The 21,124-nt window shown below is 70.4% G+C and carries 17 protein-coding genes and 1 tRNA gene; 11 read left to right on the plus strand and 7 right to left on the minus strand.

Annotated features, from left to right (window positions below; genetic code table 11):
• Positions 1-162: 162 nt before the first annotated feature.
• Together NAEX_RS23555 and NAEX_RS23560 are read right to left on the minus strand one after the other, a co-directional pair.
• On the minus strand, positions 163-1,650 hold the full coding sequence (locus NAEX_RS23555; protein WP_096329726.1) for a leucine-rich repeat domain-containing protein: 1,488 nt from the start codon (positions 1,648-1,650) through the stop codon (positions 163-165).
• Positions 1,651-1,767: 117 nt separating this feature from the next.
• A complete protein-coding gene (locus tag NAEX_RS23560; RefSeq protein ID WP_096329727.1) occupies positions 1,768-2,583 on the minus strand; it encodes a TatD family hydrolase in 816 nt (271 codons plus the stop codon).
• Positions 2,584-2,766: 183 nt separating this feature from the next.
• On the opposite strand from NAEX_RS23560, the gene NAEX_RS23565 reads away from it, so the two are divergent.
• Together NAEX_RS23565 and NAEX_RS23570 are read left to right on the plus strand one after the other, a co-directional pair.
• On the plus strand, positions 2,767-3,045 hold the full coding sequence (locus NAEX_RS23565) for a hypothetical protein (protein WP_143140539.1): 279 nt from the start codon (positions 2,767-2,769) through the stop codon (positions 3,043-3,045).
• Between the two features lie 127 nt (positions 3,046-3,172).
• Positions 3,173-4,591, plus strand: a complete 1,419-nt coding sequence (locus NAEX_RS23570) for an FAD-binding oxidoreductase (RefSeq protein ID WP_096329729.1) — start codon at positions 3,173-3,175, stop codon at positions 4,589-4,591.
• Between the two features lie 440 nt (positions 4,592-5,031).
• Here the strand turns inward: NAEX_RS23570 and NAEX_RS23575 are convergent, their stop codons facing one another.
• The gene (locus NAEX_RS23575) at positions 5,032-5,769 is read right to left on the minus strand and encodes a hypothetical protein (protein WP_096329730.1); all 738 of its coding nucleotides are present in this window, start codon (positions 5,767-5,769) and stop codon (positions 5,032-5,034) included.
• A gap of 25 nt (positions 5,770-5,794) precedes the next feature.
• Between NAEX_RS23575 and NAEX_RS23580 the strand changes: the two genes are divergently transcribed.
• The 6 genes from NAEX_RS23580 to NAEX_RS23605 all read left to right on the plus strand — a co-directional run bounded on the left by NAEX_RS23580 (position 5,795) and on the right by NAEX_RS23605 (position 15,065).
• A tRNA-Leu gene (locus NAEX_RS23580) sits at positions 5,795-5,877 on the plus strand.
• A 47-nt stretch (positions 5,878-5,924) separates the two neighbouring features.
• Positions 5,925-7,202 carry a NifU family protein gene (locus NAEX_RS23585; RefSeq protein WP_096329731.1) on the plus strand — a complete coding sequence of 426 codons (1,278 nt, stop codon included), beginning with the start codon at positions 5,925-5,927 and terminating at the stop codon, positions 7,200-7,202.
• Positions 7,203-7,627: 425 nt separating this feature from the next.
• Positions 7,628-9,433, plus strand: coding sequence for a hypothetical protein (locus NAEX_RS23590; protein WP_211302461.1), 1,806 nt, complete (start codon positions 7,628-7,630; stop codon positions 9,431-9,433).
• A 58-nt stretch (positions 9,434-9,491) separates the two neighbouring features.
• Positions 9,492-13,274 (plus strand): BadF/BadG/BcrA/BcrD ATPase family protein, encoded by a 3,783-nt coding sequence (locus tag NAEX_RS53885; RefSeq protein ID WP_170135950.1) that lies wholly within the window; start codon positions 9,492-9,494, stop codon positions 13,272-13,274.
• Positions 13,275-13,515: 241 nt separating this feature from the next.
• A complete protein-coding gene (locus tag NAEX_RS23600) occupies positions 13,516-14,349 on the plus strand; it encodes a hypothetical protein (protein ID WP_143140540.1) in 834 nt (277 codons plus the stop codon).
• On the plus strand, positions 14,346-15,065 hold the full coding sequence (locus NAEX_RS23605; RefSeq protein ID WP_143140541.1) for a hypothetical protein: 720 nt from the start codon (positions 14,346-14,348) through the stop codon (positions 15,063-15,065). Before NAEX_RS23600 ends, NAEX_RS23605 begins: the two co-directional genes overlap by 4 nt.
• A 72-nt stretch (positions 15,066-15,137) precedes the next feature.
• Here the strand turns inward: NAEX_RS23605 and NAEX_RS23610 are convergent, their stop codons facing one another.
• Positions 15,138-16,313, minus strand: coding sequence for a molybdopterin-dependent oxidoreductase (locus NAEX_RS23610; protein WP_096329734.1), 1,176 nt, complete (start codon positions 16,311-16,313; stop codon positions 15,138-15,140).
• A gap of 139 nt (positions 16,314-16,452) precedes the next feature.
• Between NAEX_RS23610 and NAEX_RS23615 the strand changes: the two genes are divergently transcribed.
• The 3 genes from NAEX_RS23615 to NAEX_RS23625 all read left to right on the plus strand — a co-directional run bounded on the left by NAEX_RS23615 (position 16,453) and on the right by NAEX_RS23625 (position 18,903).
• Positions 16,453-16,881 carry a rubrerythrin family protein gene (locus tag NAEX_RS23615; protein WP_096329735.1) on the plus strand — a complete coding sequence of 143 codons (429 nt, stop codon included), beginning with the start codon at positions 16,453-16,455 and terminating at the stop codon, positions 16,879-16,881.
• Between the two features lie 100 nt (positions 16,882-16,981).
• Positions 16,982-18,337 carry a heterodisulfide reductase-related iron-sulfur binding cluster gene (locus NAEX_RS23620; protein WP_096329736.1) on the plus strand — a complete coding sequence of 452 codons (1,356 nt, stop codon included), beginning with the start codon at positions 16,982-16,984 and terminating at the stop codon, positions 18,335-18,337.
• A gap of 2 nt (positions 18,338-18,339) precedes the next feature.
• Positions 18,340-18,903, plus strand: a complete 564-nt coding sequence (locus NAEX_RS23625) for a DUF3501 family protein (RefSeq protein ID WP_096329737.1) — start codon at positions 18,340-18,342, stop codon at positions 18,901-18,903.
• On the opposite strand, the gene NAEX_RS23630 is transcribed toward NAEX_RS23625, so the two are convergent.
• From NAEX_RS23630 to NAEX_RS23640, 3 genes are read right to left on the minus strand one after another with little or no spacing between them, the layout of a single operon-like run.
• Entirely contained in the window at positions 18,900-19,766 is an 867-nt protein-coding gene (locus NAEX_RS23630) for an RpnC/YadD family protein (RefSeq protein ID WP_096329738.1), read from the minus strand. The two genes, NAEX_RS23625 and NAEX_RS23630, sit on opposite strands and share 4 nt — an antisense overlap.
• Positions 19,767-19,807: 41 nt before the next feature.
• The gene (locus NAEX_RS23635) at positions 19,808-20,383 is read right to left on the minus strand and encodes a hypothetical protein (protein ID WP_096329739.1); all 576 of its coding nucleotides are present in this window, start codon (positions 20,381-20,383) and stop codon (positions 19,808-19,810) included.
• 5 nt (positions 20,384-20,388) lie between these two features.
• On the minus strand, positions 20,389-21,027 hold the full coding sequence (locus tag NAEX_RS23640) for a hypothetical protein (protein WP_096329740.1): 639 nt from the start codon (positions 21,025-21,027) through the stop codon (positions 20,389-20,391).
• Positions 21,028-21,124: the final 97 nt, after the last annotated feature.

The raw sequence follows: 21,124 nt of genomic DNA on the forward strand, positions 1-21,124 counted from the left end.
GGCGGCGAGAGACGCCGGCGCGACGATCGGCCGCCCGTCGAGTGAGTCGCGGAGGTCTACCGCATCCGAGCGGTTCGGCCAACCTCGGCGCCCTGCCTGTCCTCGGAGGCAGGTATGAACGGCTCGGCCTTCGGCGGGCGTCACCGCGGGTCCTTCGCCCCCTCAGTCGCTCGCGCGCGTGCGAGCGAGGTTGACCGAGCGCAGCGACGGCAGCGTCAGCAGCGTCGCCGCGCCGTCGGCGGTGACGACGGTGTCGGCGAGGTTGAGCTGCTCGAGCTTGTCCATGCCGCGCAGGTACTGCAGCGACTGGTCGGTGATGAGGGTCGCGTCGAGCCGCAGCACGCGCAGCGCGGTCAGGTCCTTGAGGTGGGCCACCCCGCCGTCGACGACGTCGGTGTGGTCGAGCTCGAGCACCTCGAGCTGCGTCAGGCCGGCGAGGTTGGCCAGCCCGCGGTGCGTGACCTTGGTGTGGTGCAGCCGCAGCACCTTGAGCCCGTGCATGCCCGCGAGCGCGCGCAGCCCGGCGTCGGAGATCTGCGTGCCCCCGAGGTCGAGCTCGACCAGCCCGGTGAGCTCGCCGAGCTCGTCGGCGACGCGGTCGCCGAGGCTCGGGATGTCGAGCACGAGCGTGCGCAGGCCGGCGAGCTCGCCGAGGTGCTGCATCGTCGGGTCGGCCAGCGTCAGCGGCGGCGCCAGCCCGAGCACGAGGGTCCGCAGGTCGGGCAGGCGGCTCAGCGCGAGCAGCCCGTCGGGCCCGAGGTCGCGGCCGCGGATCTCGATCGACTGCAGCCCGAGCTTGGCCAGCTCCTCGAGCCCCGCGCCGGTGATCCGCGACTGCGGCAGCACCAGCCGCCGCAGCCCGAGCTGGCGGCCCAGCGCGCGCAGGCCCTTGTCGCCGAGGTTCGGGCAGGCGCACGTGAACTCGGTCAGCGGCAGGTCGCGCACGTACAGCGGGCTGTAGTCGTTGAAGCTCGGGCCGCGCAGCGTCAGCCGCGACAGGTCGGTCAGCGGCTTGAGCTGGTGCAGCGAGAAGTTGCCGGCGCGGGTGTCGAGCAGCTTCACCTCGCGCAGCGCGGTCGCGTCGGCGACCTCGAGCAGCGCGTCGTGCCCGGCCCACGGGCCCTCGAGCGTGAGCGCCTGCAGCCCGGCGACGTCGCCGGCGATCGCCGCCAGCCCCGAGTCGGTGGCGAGGTCGCGGAGCACGAGCGAAGAGAGCCGCGCTCGCGCCAGCAAGGCCACCGGCTCGGCGCCCTGGGTCACGCGCGCGAGGGTCAGGTCGCGCAGCCGCGGGAGGCTGGCGATCCGGCCCATCACCACGCCGTCGAGCGTGAGGTCGGCGAGCTCGAGGCTCTCGACGCCGACGAGCGCGCCGAGGCCCGCGTGGACCGCGTCGAGGCAGCCGGAGATCCGCAGCGACCGCAGCGCCGGGGTACGCTCGGCCAGGCGGGTCAGGTCGAGCTCCGCGCAGGCGTGGTCGTAATCGAGGTCGTCGCGCAGCTGGCTGGCCCGCTCGCGCCGGTCCTCGGGCGACAGCGCGAGGTCGAGGGACACCAGCCGACCGAGGTCGAGCTCTGCCAGCTCGCGCGGGTGCGAGACCACCAGCTTCTCGGGCGGCGGCGGCACGCGCTCGGGCTCCGGCGCGGCGACCACGGGCGGCGGGGGGGCGGGACCCCGGCCGCCGGCGCCGGCGTGGGGGCGGGCCGCCGCACCCGAGCAGGCCTGTCCCGAGCGCCAGGACGGTCGTCAGCATGCAGGTTCGCATCATCGTCAGGCGGCGAGCCGCAAGAAGCGGCGCGCGTTGGCGGTGGTGGTCTCGGCCACCCGCTCGACCGGCTCGCCGCGGGCCGCGGCGACGGCGCGGGCGATGTCCTCGAGGAACGCCGGTTCGTTGCGGGCCGGTCGGCGCGACGCCGGCGTCTGGTCGGGCGAGTCGGTCTCGAGCAGCAGCCGGTCGGCCGCGACCGCGCGAGCAGCCAGCACCGGCCGCCGTGCTCCAGGCAGCGTCAGCGCCCCGGCGAACGAGACCGCGTGACCGCCGCGGCAGAACGCCGGCACCATCTCGGCGCTGCCCGAATAGCTGTGCAGGATGGACGGCGGAAGCGGCCGCTCGTCCAGCAGCTCGAGCATGGCCGCGTGGGCCTTCAAACAGTGCAGCAGCAACGGAAGCCCGGTGGCTCGCGCCAGCGCGAAGTGGGCCCGCAGCACCGCGACCTGCCGCTCGCGCGGCACGCCGCCGCCGCCCGGTCCGAAGTCGAGGCCACACTCGCCGATCGCCACGAGCCCCGCCGGGGCCGCGCGAATCTGGTCGTTTAATGCGGTCAGGGCCGCGGAATCATGCGCGGGGTCGAGCTCGGGAAGGACTTGCGGGTGGATCCCCAGGGCGGTGTGAAAGCGCACGGTCGGCGCAATTTCGCGCAGGTCCGCCGCGGTCTCGAGCAGGCCCGCCCAAGATTCCGGTTCGACACCGGGGATCACGATCGCGGAAATTCCCGCGGCAGCGGCCCGAACAGCGGCAAATCGACGTTCCGCACGATCGCCGAAGCGCGGCATGTCGATGTGCGCGTGGGTGTCGATCAGATTCATGCGGTAATCACCGTGAAATCAGTCTTGCGGATTTGACGCACCTGGGGGCTTTTTGTAAAACCCAAAGCCCGTAACGCGACCCCCCCAGTTTGCGACGTACGGGCCCAATTGGGCCAGAAAACAGGGAAGTCCATGTCATCGACACGAATTGAGCGCGTTCTTCGCCACGACGGCATCGTGGCCGTGTTGGACCAAACCGCGGAGCAGGCGCAGGCGGGCGACGCGGCGTGGGTCGGCGAGGAGCGCTGGAAGCCCATCGTGCTCGAAGCGGTGAAGCTGCGGCAGGTGGCGGGCGAGAGCGCTGTTCGCATCCTCGTCGGCGAGCACGCGATCCTGGTCGCCGGCGACGAGAAGCACGTGGTGGGCGTCGTCTTCATCAAGGGCCACCCGGTCGTGAAGTCGGTCGTCCGCATGGTCCGCCAGCTCATGCGCCTGCCTGCCAACGCCCTCCCGGCGCTCTAGCATTACGGCCGCTTCCCGAACGGTGAACATCGTTCGGGGGCGACCTAACGCTGGTAACCGGGAAGCCGAGCCGAGCGCGCCCGCGGCATGCGGGCGCGCTCGCGCCTTTGGGTTACCCTCGCACGCCATGGCCCCCGACCTCGAAGACCTCCGCGCGGCCTTGATCACGGCCCTCGGCGCCGAGCGCCTGAGCGACGACCCGGCCGACCTGAGTTACTACGGCGCCGATCGCTGCCGCGGCGGCTGGCCGGTGCAGCCGTCGCTCATCGTGTTTCCGCGCTCGCCGGCCGACGTCCAGGCGGTCGTCCGCGCGTGTGCCGCTCACGGCGTTCCGATCGTCCCCTCGGGCGGTCGCACCGGTTTGGCGGGGGCGGCGACCGCCACTCGTGGCGAGGTCGTGCTGTCGCTCGAGCGGATGCACCGGATCCTCGAGGTCGACACCGCCGCCCGCACGCTGCGGTGCGAGGCGGGGGCCACCCTGCAGGCCGTGCAGGACGCGGCGGCCGCCGCCGGACTCCTTTATCCCGTCGACTACGCCGCCAAGGGCAGCGCCCAGATCGGCGGCAGCCTGGCGACCAACGCCGGCGGCGTGAAGGTCCTGCGCTACGGCCTCACGCGCGACTGGGTGCTCGGCCTCAAGGTCGTCCTCGCCAGCGGCGAGCTGCTCGTGCTCGGCGGCGCTTTGGTCAAGAACAACACCGGTTACGACCTGCGGCAGCTGTTCATCGGCAGCGAGGGCACGCTCGGGGTGATCGTCGAGGTCACCCTCAAGCTCGCGCGGCCGCCGGCCGACAGCTTGGTCGCGCTGTGCGCCGTGCCGTCCGACGCCGAGGTCCTGGCGCTGTTCGCCCGCCTGCGCCGGAGCAGCCTGACGCTGTCGGCCTTCGAGTTCCTCGACCACGGCTGCCTGGACCACGTCCTCGCCCACCGCAAGGGCGACCCGCCGTTCGCCGAGGCGGCCGCGCGCTACGTGCTGGTCGAGGTCGAGGTCCCGGTGCCGGGGGCGGCCGCGCTCGAGCACACCCGCGACGAGCTCGGCGCCTGCCTCGGCGAGGCGGTCGACGCCGGCGAGGTCGCCGACGCCGTGCTCGCCGCCACCCAGGCCCAGGCCCGCGCGCTGTGGGCCTACCGCGAGGACATCAGCGAGTCGCTCCACCGCCACACCCCGCACAAGGCGGACATCGCCCTGCCGGTCGCCCGCGTCGCCGAGTTCCTGGCCGCCTGGCGCCCGCTGGTCGCCGCGCGCCTGCCCGGCATCGAGGCGCTGTGCTTCGGCCACGTCGGCGACGGCAACCTCCACCTCAACCTCCTGCGCCCCGAAGCCACCGGCCTGCCCGAATTCCTCGACCGCGTCCACGCCTTCGACGACGAGCTCTACGCCCTCGTCCAGGCCCACGACGGCAGCATCTCCGCCGAGCACGGCGTCGGCCTGCTCAAGCGCGACCACCTGCACTACAGCCGCAACCCCACCGAGGTCGCGCTGATGCGCGGGATCAAGTCGGTCCTCGACCCCGCCGGCCTGCTCAACCCCGGCAAGATCTTCTGAAGCGGGCATGTCTCAAGGGGCATGCTCTTCAGAGCATGGCCTGAAGAGCATGCTCTGAAGAGCATGTCCATGATGGACATGTTCAAGCGACGCGGCTCCGGCCGACGAGCGGCAAGCAGCGCGAGCACGGCGAGGCGACCCGCTCGCTGACGGACCACGAGGCGCGAGAGCCGAGCACGCGGCGTTCGCTGGTTCGTCGCGCGAGGCAGGCGAGGCGAGTGAGCAACCCTCGCGGGGTCGGTCGTGCGACGCGAGGAAGGTGAGGCGCCGCGCTCGCCGTCGACCTGACGAACCACCAGGCGCGGAAGCCGAGGACGCGAGGCGCGAGGCAGGCGAGGCGAGGGCAGGGGTGCCACCTGGCGGGTCGGTCGTGCGAGGCGCCGCGCTCGCGCGCTCGCCGGGGGATCGACGGGAGGAAGCAGAGGCGCCGCGCTCGGCGTTCACTGCCCCGGCGGGGGCTCGCTGACCTCCGCCTTGCCCGGCCCGGGCGGCACGATCTTGGCTTTCTGCTCCGGCGTCAGCGGATCGTTGAGGATCACGTCGATGCGGCTGCGGCTCCAGTCCTCACCGACCACGGAGATCTCGACGCGGTACTGATGTTCGCCGATCTTGAGGCGCGCGCGGTCGTTGAACCACGCCCATCGGCGGACGCCCTGCGCCGGCGCGTCGGTGCGGGGCTCGTCGGGCAGCTCGAGTCCCACGGCCGCCAGCAGCACCTTGGGGTCGAACGGGCCCGACCCCTTTTTGAAACCGTCGAAGCCGATCGAGGCCGCCACCCCGTCCTCGTACTCGACGCGGATCCCCGCCCACTGGTCGCCCTTGTCGGCGTAGCGCTGGAGCGCGAAGGCGCAGCGGAAGAACGTCCGCTCCGGCGCGAAGCGGACGCACGTCGAGCGGCTCAGGCCCTTGCCCTGGTGTTCGCCGAAGTTGGCCTCGACCGAGGCGACCGGCTGCCCGAGCAGGGCCGGCAGCGGCAGGCTCACGTCGCTGCGGACCTTGCCGAAGGTCGTCGGCGCCGCGGCCTTGGCCTCCGCCGGCTTGGCGGGCTCCGCGGCCTCGGCCTCGGTCTTTGTCTCCGTCTTGGCCTCGGGCCCCGCCTTCTGCGGCCCGGTCGGCTGCGAACAGCCGATCGCGACGAAAGCACACGTCCACGCGCAAAGCCTCTGGAGCGACGTCACGCCGAGATGATACGCTCTGTTCCGCGCGAGCCTGGCGAAATTGGTAGACGCGCTGGATTTAGGTTCCAGTACCCGCCGGGTGTGTCGGTTCGAGTCCGACGGCTCGCAATTGCCCGACTTGACGCCGCCGGTCGCGCCGGCTAAGGCGTCCCCTCGTGATCGGCACGCTCCTCAAGCGCATCACCGTGCACACTCTGGACCGCGTCGTCGAGCGCGGCAAGACCTCGGAGCACGCGCCCGTCCGGCTGGCCGCTGCCGGCCTCGATCGCGTGCGGGGGATCGTCGGCCTCGACCGCATCGACCTGCGCCTCGAGATCCCGAGCTGGGACGGCGGCACGCCCGACCAGCCGATGTGGCAGTCCGACCGCGACAAGCTGCGCAAGTGGCAGCAGGACCGCGGCATCATCAAGCCCGAGCAGGCCGCCGACGCCAAGCCGGCCGAGCCGGCGCTCGTGATCTACTACAAGCGCGGCTGCCCCTACTGCCGCGCCGCGCTCGACCTCGTGCGCGAGCAGAACCTGCTCGCCAAGACGATCGACTACACCGACAACCACGACCTGCGCACGGCGATCCGCACCAAGACCGGCCGCCGCACCGCGCCGCACGTGTTCATCCGCGAGCAGTGCATCGGCGGCTTCGACGAGCTGCGCGAGCTGCACGAGTCGGGCAAGCTGGTCGAGCTGCTCAAGGATCCGTCGGCCACGCCGCCGGTGGTCGCGGCGATCGTCGGTGACGACGACGAGGACGACGGCGACGGCCGCGAGCTGACCGCGGCCGGCCTCAAGGCCAGGTTGGCCGAGGGCGGCAAGGTCCTGCTGCTCGACGTGCGCGAGCCGTCGGAGTGGGCGCAAACCGGGATCCTCGCCGGCGCGCGCACCGTCTCGCTCGGCGACCTCGAGAAGGTCGACGACCTCGACCCGCAGGGCGTGTGGATCGCCTACTGCCGCTCGGGCCGGCGCTCGCTGCAGGCCGCCGAGATCCTCGCCCGCCGCGGCTTCAAGTCGGTCGTCAGCCTGCGCGGCGGCATCGAGGGCTGGAAGGCCGCCGGCGGCGCGACCGTGCCGTACGAGCCGACGACCGCCGCGCCCGTCAAGAAGCCGCCCGTCAAGCTGCCGGTGGTCCACCCCGAGCGCTCGCCGTTCGAGGCCCTGCTCGAGGACCCGAGCGCCGCCGTCGACAGCCAGCCGCTCGAGGGCGAGGCGCTGATCGCCCGCGTCCGCGAGGTGCTTGAGACCTGCCGCCCGCTGGTCCAGGCCGACGGCGGCGACATCGAGCTGCTCGACGTCACGGCCGACACCGTCGGCGTGCGGCTCACCGGCAACTGCGTCAGCTGCCCGAGCTCGCAGGCGACGCTGAAGCAGGGCATCGAGCGCAAGCTGAAGCAGCAGATCCCGCAGATCAAGGGCATCCGCTCGCCTCAGCTCGCGCCGTAGGGCTGCGACCGTCCGGCCGTATCGCACGCGATCGCATGCGAGCTGCCGTCATGCCGTGACGCGCTCGTCACCGAGATCGGCGCATCCCCCTTTCTTGCCGTTCGCCTCGCGAGCTGCGCAGCCGCCGATCCTCTTCATAGCGATCCCAGCCGCCGGACCCCCTCGACGCGCCGGGCCGAATTTCCCTCCCGGCGCGCGCGGAATGCTGTTCCGGGCCCCGCCTCCGGGAGCGCGAAAACGCTCAATTCTCACCGCGCGGTCAGGGGTTATCAAACCCCGGCTCGGGATGAGCCCGTGGGTCAATTCGCCCCGTGGCGTGCTTTCTTGCGGGTCTTTGGGAAGTGTGCATGACTCTTCCCGGTTGACTGACACATGTGTCACTGACGACACTGTCAGCCAACTTTTACCGCCCTGCAGGACCAACGATGGCGACCACGACGACGACCCCGACCTCGCAACGCAGCACCTCGCTCAAGATCCTCTCGCAGCCGCAGGTGAAGTCGCTCCTCGATGAAGCGCAGCAGAAGTTCGCCCAGGAGGAGGGCGTGAGCTTCGGCGCCGTCAACATGCACTTCAAGAAGCCGTTCGAGCACTCGTTCACGGCGCCGCAGCGGCCGCACACCACCCTCTTGTTCGGCGGCCTGACCTTCCGCCACGAGCACCTGCTCAAGGGCGTGTTCGAGTCGCTCGGCTACAAGACCGCCGTCGTGCCGACGCCGAACGTCGACGCCTTCCAGCTCGGCAAGGAGTACGGCAACAACGGCCAGTGCAACCCGACCTACTTCACGGTCGGCAACCTCGTGCAGTACCTGCAGCACCTGCGCGACAAGCAGGGCATGAGCGTGCAGGAGATCATCGACTCGCACGTGTTCCTGACCGCGGGCGCGTGCGGTCCGTGCCGGTTCGGCATGTACGAGGCCGAGTACCGGCTGGCGCTGCGCAACGCCGGGTTCGACGGCTTCCGCGTGATGCTGTTCCAGCAGAAGGGCGGGCTCAAGCAGGGCGACCTCGAGGCCGGCCTGAAGATGAACCTCGACTTCTTCGCCGGCATGGTCTCGGCGTTCAACTGCGGCGACATCCTGAGCGAGGTCGCCAACTGCATCCGCGCCTACGAGACCGTCCCGGGCGCGACCGACAAGGCCGCCGCCGAGTCGCTCGAGTTCATGTACCGGGTCATGAAGCGCAAGCAGCCGGCCGAGCTGGCGGGTACCACCCTCGGCGACCTGCTCAAGGGCAAGAACGCCAAGGCGTTCGACATCGCCGAGCAGGCGGTCAAGTTCCTCGACCTGCTGACCAGCGAGGACTACATCGAGCCGCTGCGGCAAATCGCCAAGAAGTTCGACGAGGTCGAGGTCGACCGCCTGCAGCCGAAGCCGATCGTCAAGGTCACCGGCGAGTTCTGGGCCCAGACCACCGAGGGCGACGGCAACTTCAACATGTTCCGCTTCCTCCACAGCGAGGGCGCCGAGGTCATCACCGAGCCGATCGCGACCTGGCTGGCGTACATGCTGTGGCAGACCAAGATCAAGGCGCGCGACCGCCACGGCCTCGTCGAGAAGGCCGAGGAGGTCAAGTGGTACGAGCTCGGCAAGCGGGCCCAGATCGAGGCCGGCTACCTGAAGAAGCGCGCGATCGCCAAGGTCGCCGACACCATCTTCCGCCGCGAGTACAGCCGCATGGTCGAGGCGCTCGGCCACATCGCCCACGAGATCGTCGACATGGACGAGATGGAGCGGCTGGGCCACGGCTTCTACCACACCCGCTCCGAGGGCGGCGAAGGCCACCTCGAGGTGTCGAAGAACATCTACTACTCGCACAAGGGCCTGGCCCACATGGTGCTGAGCCTCAAGCCGTTCGGCTGCATGCCCAGCACCCAGTCCGACGGCGCCCAGTCGGCGGTCGTCAACCGCTACAAGGAGATGATCTTCCTGCCCATCGAGACCTCCGGCGAGGGCGAGATCAACGCCCACAGCCGCGTCCAGATGGCCCTCGGCGAGGCCAAGGCCAAGGCCAAGCGCGAGTTCGCCGAGGTCCTCTCCAGCCTCCCGTACAGCCTCGAGGAGCTCAAGGCCTACGTCGACGCCCACCCCGAGATGAAGCGGCCGATGTACCAGTTCCCGCGCCACAACCCGCGCGTGGTCGGCACCGGCGCCAACTTCGCCCTTCACGTCGCCGAGCGCATGCAGGCCGACGGCGTCAAGCCCAAGCAGGTCCGCGTCGCCGCCGAGTGAGGCTGCCTCTCGCGCCAGGTCCTTCCAGCCAGGTCTTCAGGAACAGGAACTCCAGAACATGTCCCAACTCAAGTACATCGTCGGCGTCGACCTCGGGTCGACCACGGTCAAGGCGGTCGTCGTCGAGGCGGCCACGGACACGATCGTGTGGAAGGACTACCAGCGCCACGAGAGCAAGCAGGCCGAGCGGGCGCTGAAGATGTTCAAGGAGATCGAGGCGGCGGTGCCGGACCTGGCGAATAACGCCCGCATGTTCATCACCGGCTCGGGCGGCGCGGGGGTCGGCCGGTGGGTCGGGGCCAAGTTCGTGCAGGAGGTCAACGCCGTCTCGCTGGCGGTCGAGAAGCTGCACCCCGAGGTCAACTCGGTGATCGAGCTCGGCGGCCAGGACGCCAAGATCATCGTCTTCAAGCCCGACCCGGAGACCGGCCGCAAGAAGAAGATCCCGTCGATGAACGACAAGTGCGCCGGCGGGACCGGGGCGGTGATCGACAAGATCAACGCGAAGCTGAAGATCCCCGCCGACCTGCTGTGCCAGCAGACCTACAACGGCCACAAGCTGCACCCGGTCGCCGGCAAGTGCGGCGTGTTCGCCGAGACCGACGTCAACGGCCTGCAGAAGCTCGGCGTGCCGGCCAACGAGCTGATGGCGTCGCTGTTCGAGGCGATCGTGCAGCAGAACCTGTCGGTGCTGACGCGCGGCCACACGCTGATGCCGTACGTGCTGCTGCTCGGCGGCCCGAACACGTACATCAAGGGCATGGTCGAGGCGTGGAAGGCCAACATCCCGCCGATCTGGCACGAGCGCAACGTGCCGCTGCCGGAGGGCGTCGACCCGGCCGACCTCATCATCGTGCCGCAGAACGCCCAGTACTACGCGGCGATCGGCGCGGTCGAGTTCGGCAAGGACGAGGACGAGCGCGTCGGCGTCTACCAGGGCACCGAGAAGCTGCAGTGGTACCTCACCGAGGGCCGCCTGCTCGAGAAGAAGAAGGCCGGCGCGGCCGGTCTGTCGAAGGACGAGGCCGACCTCGACGACTTCATGGCCAAGTACAAGCCGGCCAAGTTCGTCCCGAAGGAGTTCACGCCGGGCGAGGAAGTGCGGGTGTTCATCGGCATCGACGGCGGCTCGACCTCGTCGAAGGCGGTGATGCTGAACGAGCAGGGCGAGGTGATCCGCAAGGTCTACCAGCTCTCGAAGGGCAACCCGATCGTCGACACCAAGGAGCTGCTGGCCGACCTGCGCCAGCAGGTCGAGGGCGCGGGCGCCAAGCTCACCGTGCTCGGCGTCGGCACCACCGGCTACGCCAAGGACATCCTGCGCGACACGCTGCGCGCCGACGCGGCGATCGTCGAGACCGTGGCGCACTGCGAGAGCGCGCTGCACTTCTACGACAACGTCGACGTCGTGTGCGACGTCGGCGGGCAGGACATCAAGATCATCATCCTGAAGAACGGGAAGGTGAAGGACTTCAAGCTCAACACCCAGTGCTCGGCGGGCAACGGCTACTTCCTGCAGAGCACGGCGGAGGGCTTCGGCATCGACGTCAAGCAGTACGCCCAGCGGGCCTTCGGCGCCCAGGCGATGCCGACCTTCGGCTACGGCTGCGCGGTGTTCATGCAGTCCGACATCGTCGACTTCCAGCGCCAGGGCTGGGCGCCCGAGGAGATCATGGCCGGCCTCGCCGCCGTGCTGCCGAAGAACATCTGGCTGTATGTCAGCCAGATCCCCAACCTCGCCAAGCTCGGCAGCAAGTTCATCCTCCAGGGCGGCACGCAGCACAACCTCGCCGCCGTCAAGGCCCAGGTCGACTTCATCCAGGAGCGCTTCAAGTCGAAGGGCACCGAGGCCGAGGTCATCGTCCACCAGCACTGCGGCGAGTCGGGGGCGATCGGCGCGGCGCTCGAGGTGCGGCGCATGGTCCAGCAGCTCGACCACAAGACCGAGTGGATCGGCATCGACAAGGTCGCCAGCATCGACTTCACTCAGCGACGCGACGAGAGCACCCGCTGCTACTTCTGCAAGAACAAGTGCCTGCGCACCTTCATCGACGTCGAGCTCGAGATGAAGCAGCAGGAGGCCGAGCGGCGGATGGCGCTGGGTCAGCTCCTCAAGATCCGCAAGCGCGAGGACAAGCCCGAGGAGGCCGTCGGCACCAAGCGGCTGATCATCGCCACCTGCGAGAAGGGCGAGGTCGAGGACCTCGACTCGATGAAGAAGATCAAGGGCGGCCTCGACCAGCTCAAGAAGAACTTCCCGAACCTCGCCGCCAAGGCCGCGAAGGACATCTGGGACGCCCAGAACCCGCCGAACGTCGCCGACAAGATCGAGGAGGTCGGCCTCGGCCTGAGCGAGCACCTCGACCTGCCGCCGCAGCTCGCGGAGCACCAGGACAAGGTCGACGGCCTGCTGCGCAAGCTGAACCGCAGCCCGAAGGTCGTCGAGCTGCTCGGCAAGGCCGCGGGCACGCTCGAGAAGGTGGCGGAGAAGGTCGGCAAGGCGGCGCCGCTGGCCGCGGTCACGCGCGAGACGCTGGCGGCGCAGCAGCGGCGGGTCGAGCTGATGAAGAAGCGGGCGACGCTGCGGATCGGCATCCCGCGGGTGCTGAACCAGTACTCGCAGAACCCGTTCTTCAGCGCTTACTTCGAGGCGCTCGGGGTCCCGGCGAAGAACCTCGTCTACTCCGACTTCACCTCCGAGGAGCTCTACAAGGAGGGCGCCAAGCGCGGCGCGATCGACCCGTGCTTCCCGTCGAAGGTGTGCATCGCCCACATGCACAACCTGGTCGAGACCAAGCACAAGAAGCGCCCGCTCGACGTGATCGTGTTCCCGCAGGTCGACTCGATGGAGACCTGGCTGTCGGGCACGGTCGGCTCGCGCGCGTGCCCGACGGTGGTCGGCTCGGCCGACACGACCAAGGCCGCCTTCATCAAGGAGGCCGACGTGTTCGCCCAGAAGGGCATCAAGCTGGTCGTGCCGTTCGTGCAGATGGCCGAGCGCAAGCTGTGCAAGAAGCAGATGTTCACCTACTTCAAGGACATCCTCGGGCTGTCCGAGGAGGAGAACAGCCGCGCGGTCGACGAGGCGTTCAAGGCCCAGGACGGCTTCTTCGTCAACCACCGCGCCGACGGGCGCAAGGTGCTGAAGTGGCTCGAGCAGGAGCAGCGGATCGGCGTGGTCCTGCTGGCGCGGCCGTACCACAACGACCCGGGCATGAACCACGAGATCCCGGACGAGCTGCAGAAGCTCGGCTACCCGATCTTCACCGTGCAGTCCTTGCCGCTCGACGAGGACATCGTCCGCCCGCTGTTCCAGCCCGACATCGACGCCGGGTTCATCAAGGACCCGTTCGACATCACCGACGTGTGGAAGAACAGCTACAGCGAGAACACCAACCAGAAGGTGTGGGCCGCCAAGTTCACGGCGCGCCACCCCAACCTGGTCGCGCTCGAGCTGTCGAGCTTCAAGTGCGGCCACGACGCGCCGATCTACACGGTGATCGAGGAGATCATCGAGAACTCGGGCACGCCGTACTTCTCGTTCAAGGACATCGACGAGAACAAGCCGACCGGGTCGATCAAGATCCGCATCGAGACGATCGGCTACTTCCTCAAGCGCTACCAGGAGGACATGCGTCGCCAGCTCGCCAAGAAGCAGCGCGTGCAGGAGCGCCTCGAGGAGTACCAGGCCGAGCTGCTGCGCCGCATCGAGTCGGCCCAGGCGCGCCTGGCCGCCGAGCAGGCGCAAAAGCCCGACGTCGTGCTCGCGGCCGCGGGCCTGCTGCCGCGCCCGAACGCCGGCGGCGTGCCGGCCGGGGCGCACCTCGACAAGAAGGGCTGACCTGAAGGCCAGCCGAGCCGAAGCGACGGCCTCCCGCGCGGAGGTCGTCGCTCTTCGTTTTGAGTCGCAGGGCGACGGGTCGGAAGGACCTGTCGGTCAGGGGTGATTGGCGAGGGATAGGTCCAGCGTGACCGCGCCGCGATGGTCATCCCCGATCTTGACTTCGACCATCATGGTCACGCTCGCGTTCCCTTGCGGGTGCCGAATCGATGGCGCCGTAGTACATTGAGGGGTGATGCTCATGCGTCGCCGATCGGAAGCGTCGTGGAAGTCGCTGGCGCCGCCGCTCGCCCTCGGCGTCGCGGCGCTCCTGGTCGCGCCGGCGCCCGCCGGGGCGCTGACGTGCTGGGGGCCCGGCTGGAAGCACGGGGGCGAGCTGGTGGTCACCGAGGACGTGCCGGTCGACGCGCACCCGTGGCGCCTCTATTCCTGCGGCCTGGAGCCCGACGCTTGCATCCTCGAGGCCGAGGGCTACTCCGGCTTCGCCGATCCCATCCGCCTCGGCCGCAACTGCCGGGCCGGCGCCGACGAGGTGGGCTTCGGCGAGTTGGTCGAGTACGCGCCGCGGGAGCCGCTGGTCGCCGGCAAGACCTACACGATGTCGTGTTCCGGGGGCGGTGAGGACGAGACGTGGAGCGAGTTCACCGTCGGCCACGCCGCGGCCTCGCCCCCGGGGGAGGTGAGCCTGCGAGAGGTCCGCATCGAGCGCGGCACCGACGGCGGTTGTTGCCCCGGCGACGTCGATAACTTGCTCGTGCGCCTCGACGGGCTCGACGCGCCCTACCTGCGCGAGGGCGGGCGCATCGAGCTGCGCTATCCGACCGGCGAGGTGTACCCGATCAGCGTGAGCGACGAGGCGGAGCTCCGCCTGCCGCCCACCGCGGGTCCGCTCGAGTTCACGCCGGTCGCCGCGAACGGGGCGCGCGGCGACGCGGTGCGGCTCGAGCCGGAGGAGATCGGCGAGCGCGAGGCGGTCTACATCCCGTGCGCGGTCGGTGGCTCGCGCCCGGACCTGGCGCTGTGGCTGCTCGCGCCGCTGCTGTGGATCGCGGGGCGACGGACGAGGAGCGCATGATCGCGTGGACGCTGCTGCTGGTGGTCCAGGCGCCGGCCGGGGCGAGCGCCGGGCCGGCCAGCGACGCCGTCGATGCGAGCGCCGCACCCGTCGGTGCGAGCGGCGTGTCCGTCCCGGCGAGCAGCGGCGCCGGTGCGAGCGCAGCGGCGCCGGTCGCCGAGTCCACCGAGCCCGTGGCGCCGCTGTCCGCGACGCCGGGCGCCGCGACTTCGGCTTCCCTCGGCGAGGCAGGGCCGCCGCCCGTCGCATCGCGGTCGGCGCCGTCGCCCGCGGCGCCCGCGGCCCCGCCGCGCAAGTTCGTGTTCGCCTGGCTGCCGAGCGTGGTCGCGGGCATCAGCCCCGCGCCCTCGACCGCGCCGGTGACCGTGTTCCTCGGCGGTCGACTGCCGCGCACCTGGGCGCTCGGCTACCAGCTGACCGTCTCGGTCGGGCTGGCCGAGCGCTACCTCAGCGGCCTGCTCGCGCACCGCCACCACCTCACGGCGCTGCACGGCTTCGGGGCCGACCGCCGCGGCTTTACCAGCGTCGGCGGCGGCGTCTCCTTCAACCTGCCGCTGCTCCCTGTCGTCGAGGTCGAGGGACGGATCGGGCTGCGCTTCGGCGAAACGCGCCGGTGGGTGTTCGGCGCGCTCGCCCGCCTCGGCTGGGACATCGGCCACGAGGAGCGGGCCCCGATGCCGCAGTTCGGCGCCTTCTTCGGCTACGCCCCGCTCTGACTCGGGCTCTCCTGTCGTTGCAGACAGGCTCGATGGGACATGCCCGTGAGAGCATATCCCTGAGCACATGTCTCAATCGCCAGGTGGCAACCGGTTCTCGGGCACTTCGACCATGCGCCACTTGACGCGGGTCTGATTGAAATGGCCGTGGACGTTGGGGTCGTTGTCGAGGGCCTGGACGTTGCCGGCCTCGTCGATCGCGCGCGCGCCGACCTTGTAGGTGCCGGGGCCGGGCGGCTGCCAGTGGAACTGGAACACCGACCAGGCGCCGTCGACCTCGCCGGAGGCGAGGCGGGGGTCGCGGGCGACCTGCTCGCGGATCGGCTGCAGGCGGGCGCGCTGCCACGACAGGCCGCCGTCGGTGCTGACCTCGACCGCGGCGATCGGGTGCTCGCCGCCCCAGGCGGCGCCGAGCAGCAGCCAGCCGCCGCCCCGGGCGGCGCGGCAGTCGGAGATGATTGACTTGAGGCCGATCCAGCGCGCCTGCACGCGCACCCACTTGCCGCCCCTGCGCTCCTTGTTGGTGAACACGAACCGGTTGTGGATGCCCATGTGCGGGCTCGTCTTGCCCTCGATGTGGCCGAGCCACTTCACGTGCGACATCGAGTAGATCCGCGGCACGATCAGGCGCGACGGGAAGCCGTGGCGGCGCGACAGCGGCTCGCCGTTCATCGTCACGGCGACGATCGCCCGCGCGCGCGTGAGCTCCTCGAGCGACAGCCCGTAGTGGTAGCCGCGTTTGAGGAACCCGAGGTCGTCGAGGCCGTGGCAGGCGAAGTGGGTGGCCGGTCCCGGCCCGCCGCACAGCTCGAGCAGGCTGGCGAAGCTCGGGCCCTCCCACACCGCCTGGCCGCACAGGCCGGCCGAGCCCTGGAGGTGGTTGCCGTTGCCGGCGCACTCCTGCACGCACACGCGGGTCTCGCGGGGCAGGGCAAGCAGCTCGGGCAGGGTCAGCACGCGCGGGGCGGCGACGCCGGTGATCTGCAGGCGATAGGTGTCGGGGTCGACGACCGGGTGGACGTGGCGGTCGCGGCGGAAATAACCGGCGGTCGGGGTGACCGTCTGCGACAGCTGGGCGGGCTTGTTCTCCTCCATGCTGACCAGTCGCAGCAGCGCGCGCGCGAGCCGGCGGCCGAACCAGGTCGGCATGCCGTCGACGGGCCGCAGCTCGAGCGCGGTCCCCTCCGCCGCGGGCACGTCGGTGGCATCGGGAAAGTCGTGTACGCCGAGAGTGTCGCCGTCCGTCATCGGAACGGCGTCACGCTAGCCCGGCCCGTGCCCGCGAGCAACGCAGCCGGGGCGGTGACGACCGTCCGGGCATGTGTCCAAGAGCACGGCCGGCGTGGTAGAAGGGGGGTGCACCGATCCACGCAGGAGCATCCTCCCCATGAGCGCGCAGAAGCTGAACGGCACCAAGACCCACCAGAACCTCAAGGACGCGTTCGCCGGCGAGTCGCAGGCCAATCGCCGCTACCTGTACTTCGCCAAGCAGGCCGACGTCGAGGGCCACCCCGACGTCGCCGGCCTCTTCCGCGACACCGCCGAGGGCGAGACGGGCCACGCGCACGGCCACCTCGACTACCTCCGCAAGGTCGGCGACCCCGCCACCGGCCTGCCGATCGGCGACACCTCCAACAACCTCAAGGCCGCGGTCGCCGGCGAGACCCACGAGTACACGGACATGTACCCGGGCATGGCGCGCACCGCCCGCGAGGAGGGCTTCGAGGACATCGCCGACTGGTTCGAGACCCTCGCGCGAGCCGAGCGCTCGCACGCCGGCCGGTTCCAGAAGGCCCTCGACGCCATGGACTTCTGAGCCGCGCGCCGCCCGCGGCGTGGACGCTGACAGGGCCTCAGGGACATGTTCCGCGGGACATGCCCGCGAGGCCAGATCAATCTCCGAACCACAGAGCGCCATGAGCCAGGGGCCGATCTCGTACAAGCCGACCGACGGGCTGTCCTACGATCCGAGCGAGCCTGTCTATTGGGACAGGTCCGCGCTGGCCAAGGAGGTCACGCGGGCGTTCGAGATCTGCCACGGCTGCCGCATGTGCTTCAAGTACTGCGACGCGTTCCCGACCCTGTTCGAGCTGCTCGACAAGAAGCACGACGGCGACGTCACCAGGCTCGACGCGGCGGAGACGAACCGGGTGATGGACGCTTGCTTCCAGTGCAAGCTGTGCGAGGTCCAGTGCCCGTACACGCCGCGCGACAAGCACGAGTTCCAGCTCGACTTCCCCAAGCTGGTCCACCGCCACCAGGCGATCCGCGCCCGCGAGGAGGGCACGAGCCTCGGCGACAAGTTCCTCGGCGACCCCGACCTGACCGGCAAGCTGGCGCGCGCCAGCCTCGGCGTGGTCAACACCTTGAACCAGGTGAAGCTGCACCGGTGGTTCATGGAAAAAGTGCTGGGCATCCACCGCGACAAGCTGCTGCCGGAGTTCGCGCCGCAGGGCTTCGAGCAGTGGGCCGACCAGTCGGGCAAGATCGCCGCGGAGCCCGGCGGCGAGGCGGTGCTGTTCCAGACCTGCTACGTCGAGCACAACGAGCCGCAGATCGGCAAGGACACCTGCGAGGTGATGGAGCGCAACGGCGTCGACCTGCGCTGCGCGTCCGGCCTGCGCTGCTGCGGGATGCCGGCGTGGGAGCACGGCGACCTGGCGTCGCTGCGCAAGAACGCCCGCCAGAACCTCGACGTGCTCATGCCGTTCGTCGAGCGCGGGGCCAAGGTGCTGGCGATCAACCCGACCTGCTCGATGATGCTCCGCCGCGAGTATCCCCACCTGCTCGAAGGGACAGATCGTGAGCGGGCCGCCGGGCTGGCGGCGGCGGTGATGGACCCGAGCGAGTTCTTGTGGTCGATCCGCCGCGAGCCGCGGTTCGCCGGCAAGTTCGAGAGCAGCCCCCACGGCCAGATCGCCTACCACGCGCCGTGCCACCTGCGCGCCCAGGCGGTCGGCTTCAAGGGTCGCGACCTGATCAAGCGGCTGCCCGGGGTCCAGGTCACCACCGTGACCGAGTGCTGCGGCCACGACGGCACCTACGCGATGCGGGTCGAGGGCTTCGAGCCGTCGCAGCGGATCGGCAAGAAGGCGTTCGACGGCATGCGCGGGGCGGAGGCCACGACGTGGGTGACCGACTGCCCGCTGGCGGCGATCCAGTTCGAACAGCACGCCGGGACCCGCCCGCTGCACCCGATGTCGCTGCTGGCCCGCGCCTACCGCGGCGACAGCTTCGGCCCCGGCGAGACCGACGAGACGAAGGAAGAGTAGCCATGAGAGCGGTCCAGCGCGCCGAGATCGTCGACTACGTGACCTACAACGAGCAGCGGGCGCAGCTCCGCGAGGCCGCGCTGGCGGCCAAGCGGCTGCGCCGGGTGGTGGTCGCCGACTGCCTGACCTTCCTGTTCGAGAACCACGAGACCATCCGCTACCAGATCCAGGAGATGATGCGCGTCGAGCAGATCGTCCGCGAGCGCGACATCCTCCACGAGATCGCGACCTACAACGAGCTGCTCGGCCACGGCGGCGACCTCGGGGTGACGGTGCTGATCGGCTTCGACGACCCGCAGGAGCGCGACCTCAAGCTGTCGCGCTGGCAGGCGCTGCCGCAGCACCTGTACCTCGTCGGCGAGGACGGCCGGCGCATCCGCGCGACCTGGGACCCACGCCAGGTCAGCGAGCGGCGGCTGTCGTCGGTGCAGTACCTGAAGTTCGCGGTCCAGGGCGCCGCGCCGGTCGCCTGCGGCGTCGACTTCGCCGGCGAATTGGTCGGCGAGACGGCCCTGACCGCGGACCAGCGCGAGGCCCTGCGGGCCGACCTCGCCGAACGCGACTAATCGGCGAACACCTCGTCGAGGCGGGTCGCCGTCAGCACCCGGGCAGCCCAGGCGTCGAGCTGGGCCTCGTCGCGGCAGGCGAGGACGCGCTCGCGCTGCTCGTCGCCGAGGGCGAAACCCCTGAGCTGCAGCAGCTTGAGCAGCATGCTGGCCTTCCCCCTCGCTTCGCCCTCGGCGATGCCGTCGAGCCAGGGTCTGCGGAACATGTCACTCAGCGGTTCCCAGCGTCCGGTGGTCATGAGGAGCTTCTCCAGCGCGGTGCGGGCCACGCGGCCCAGGAGGGCGACGACGAAGTCAGGATAGAAGATCCCCCGCTGGTCGTCGAGCTCGCGGGTGGCCTCGAGCGCGACGAGGGCGATGTGCTCGGCGCCGGGCTCGTCGGCGTGGGCCGCGACCGACAGCACCGCCAGCTCGGGCAGCTCGCGCGCCCGCTCGAGGTCGGTGACCACGGGCACCGCCTCGGGCCCGAGCACCCACGGGTGCACCGTGGTGCGGCGCCGGCCGAGGTCGATCGGCTCGGCGCACCAGCGGGCCACCTCGGGGTCGAGCGACACGACCACGAGGGTGACCGGGCAGCCGAGGCGCGCGCGCAGGCCGGCGACGTAGACCGGCCAGGTCCAGCGCTTGCGAGGGTCGCGCTCGACCTGGACCTCGACCACCAGCGCCTCGTCGGGCCGGTCCTGCGCGCCGCCGAGGCCGAGCACGACGTCGGCGCGGTGCTCGGCGAAGTTGAGGTCGACGAACTCGGCGGCGGTGATCCGGACCGGTCCGGGCGAGCGCTCGCCGGGCCACAGCAGGTCGGGGATCAGCGCCGGGGCGTGACGGACCAGCTGGACGAGCGCCTCGTGGGGCAGCTTGGGCATCGTACGCGCGAGTTAGCATCGCGCGCGCGCGCGGGCCAGGGTCAGCCCTCCTGGGGCTTCACCGGCACCTGGCGCTTGAAGACCAGCGACTTCAGGTCGCCGCCGCTGCAGGTCAGGAGGTCCTGGTCCAAGGTACAGGTGAGGATCAGCTCCGCGGGCGCGACGATCGGCCGGCCCGGCGCGGCCAGGTCGATCGCCGACGAGTCGTCGCCGAGGTAGCCGCTGTCGTAGCCGTCGGAGGTGACGGCCATGCCGACCGAGTCGGTGTAGTCGACGTCGTCGCCGAGGAAGTTCTTCTGCACCTCGACGCGGTACTTCGGCGCCGCGCTGTCGTCGACGATCAGCTCCGAGCCGTACGAGTGGCGGTACTCGTAGTCGTCGTAGTCGAGCACGCTGTAGTACTCGAAGGCGCCGACCAGGTCGTCCTCGATGATCATGCGCAGACCGACCAGGGCCGTGTACGGGCCCTCGGAGTAGACGTCGGGCAGCTTCTCGCCGTCGAGCTGGACGGCGCCCCAGTCGCCGACGATCGGGTCGGGCTTGTCGTCGTCGCCGGTGCAGCCGGTGAAGTGGAGGCCCACGAGGGCCAGGACGGGGATGCGGGTGCGGTGCTGCATGGCGCTCAGACCTCGTCTTCCGGGCGGATGCGGGTGAACACCCAGTGCTTGAACTCCTCCGCGCCCTCGCGGTCGCAGGTCAAGGTGTCGCCCTCGAGGGTGCAGGCGAACACGGTGCCCTCGGGCGCCAGCTGCGGCGCGCTCGGCAGCTTCAGCGGTCGCAAGCCGGCGAGGTCGTCGCCCGGCTCGGCGAGCGCGCCGGAGTCGGCGCCGGAGTCGGCGTAGCCGGTGTCGTCGGCGCCCGTGTCGGCGTAACCGGTGTCGTCGCCGTAGTCCGGGTAAGACGGCACGTCGTAGGGCTCCTTGCCGCCCTCGAAGAAGTCGTGCGCGACCTCGATGCGGTACTTCGGCGCCTCCGAGGCGTCGACCACCAGGTCGGCCACGCGCTCGGCGTTGTAGTCGAGGCCGTCGAGCTCCGCCGACTGGTACAGGGCCAGCTCGCCGGCGAGGTCGTCGCCGATGCGGAGCTGCTCGCCGATCAGGAACCCCTCGTCGTAGGCGTGGGCCTGCGGGTGCTTCTCGCCGTCGACCTGGACCGCCCGCCAGTCGCCGATGATCGGGTCGGCCGTCTGCTCGCGGCCGGTACACTGGGTGAAGCTGAGGGCCAGCAGGGCGAGCCCGGGGATCTTGCTACGCGGATCCATAATCTTTAGTTCCTGTACAAGCAAACATGTTTTGAAAGACATACCGGAGGTCGGCCGCCGCAGGGCGCGAGCTCGCGGCTCGCCGGCGCGGGCGGAT

The organism is Nannocystis exedens (assembly GCF_002343915.1).
Taxonomy (GTDB): Bacteria; Myxococcota_A; Polyangia; order Nannocystales; family Nannocystaceae; genus Nannocystis; species Nannocystis exedens.

Bases quoted from the DNA above. Each gene is read 5' to 3' on its own strand.
- NAEX_RS23560 (WP_096329727.1), bottom strand. From the start codon at position 2,583: ATGAATCTGATCGACACCCACGCGCACATCGACATGCCGCGCTTCGGC.
- NAEX_RS23570 (WP_096329729.1), top strand. From the start codon at position 3,173: ATGGCCCCCGACCTCGAAGACCTCCGCGCGGCCTTGATCACGGCCCTC.
- NAEX_RS23590 (WP_211302461.1), top strand. From the start codon at position 7,628: ATGGCGACCACGACGACGACCCCGACCTCGCAACGCAGCACCTCGCTC.
- NAEX_RS53885 (WP_170135950.1), top strand. From the start codon at position 9,492: ATGTCCCAACTCAAGTACATCGTCGGCGTCGACCTCGGGTCGACCACG.
- NAEX_RS23600 (WP_143140540.1), top strand. From the start codon at position 13,516: ATGCGTCGCCGATCGGAAGCGTCGTGGAAGTCGCTGGCGCCGCCGCTC.
- NAEX_RS23605 (WP_143140541.1), top strand. From the start codon at position 14,346: ATGATCGCGTGGACGCTGCTGCTGGTGGTCCAGGCGCCGGCCGGGGCG.
- NAEX_RS23610 (WP_096329734.1), bottom strand. From the start codon at position 16,313: ATGACGGACGGCGACACTCTCGGCGTACACGACTTTCCCGATGCCACC.
- NAEX_RS23615 (WP_096329735.1), top strand. From the start codon at position 16,453: ATGAGCGCGCAGAAGCTGAACGGCACCAAGACCCACCAGAACCTCAAG.
- NAEX_RS23620 (WP_096329736.1), top strand. From the start codon at position 16,982: ATGAGCCAGGGGCCGATCTCGTACAAGCCGACCGACGGGCTGTCCTAC.
- NAEX_RS23625 (WP_096329737.1), top strand. From the start codon at position 18,340: ATGAGAGCGGTCCAGCGCGCCGAGATCGTCGACTACGTGACCTACAAC.
- NAEX_RS23630 (WP_096329738.1), bottom strand. From the start codon at position 19,766: ATGCCCAAGCTGCCCCACGAGGCGCTCGTCCAGCTGGTCCGTCACGCC.
- NAEX_RS23635 (WP_096329739.1), bottom strand. From the start codon at position 20,383: ATGCAGCACCGCACCCGCATCCCCGTCCTGGCCCTCGTGGGCCTCCAC.
- NAEX_RS23640 (WP_096329740.1), bottom strand. From the start codon at position 21,027: ATGGATCCGCGTAGCAAGATCCCCGGGCTCGCCCTGCTGGCCCTCAGC.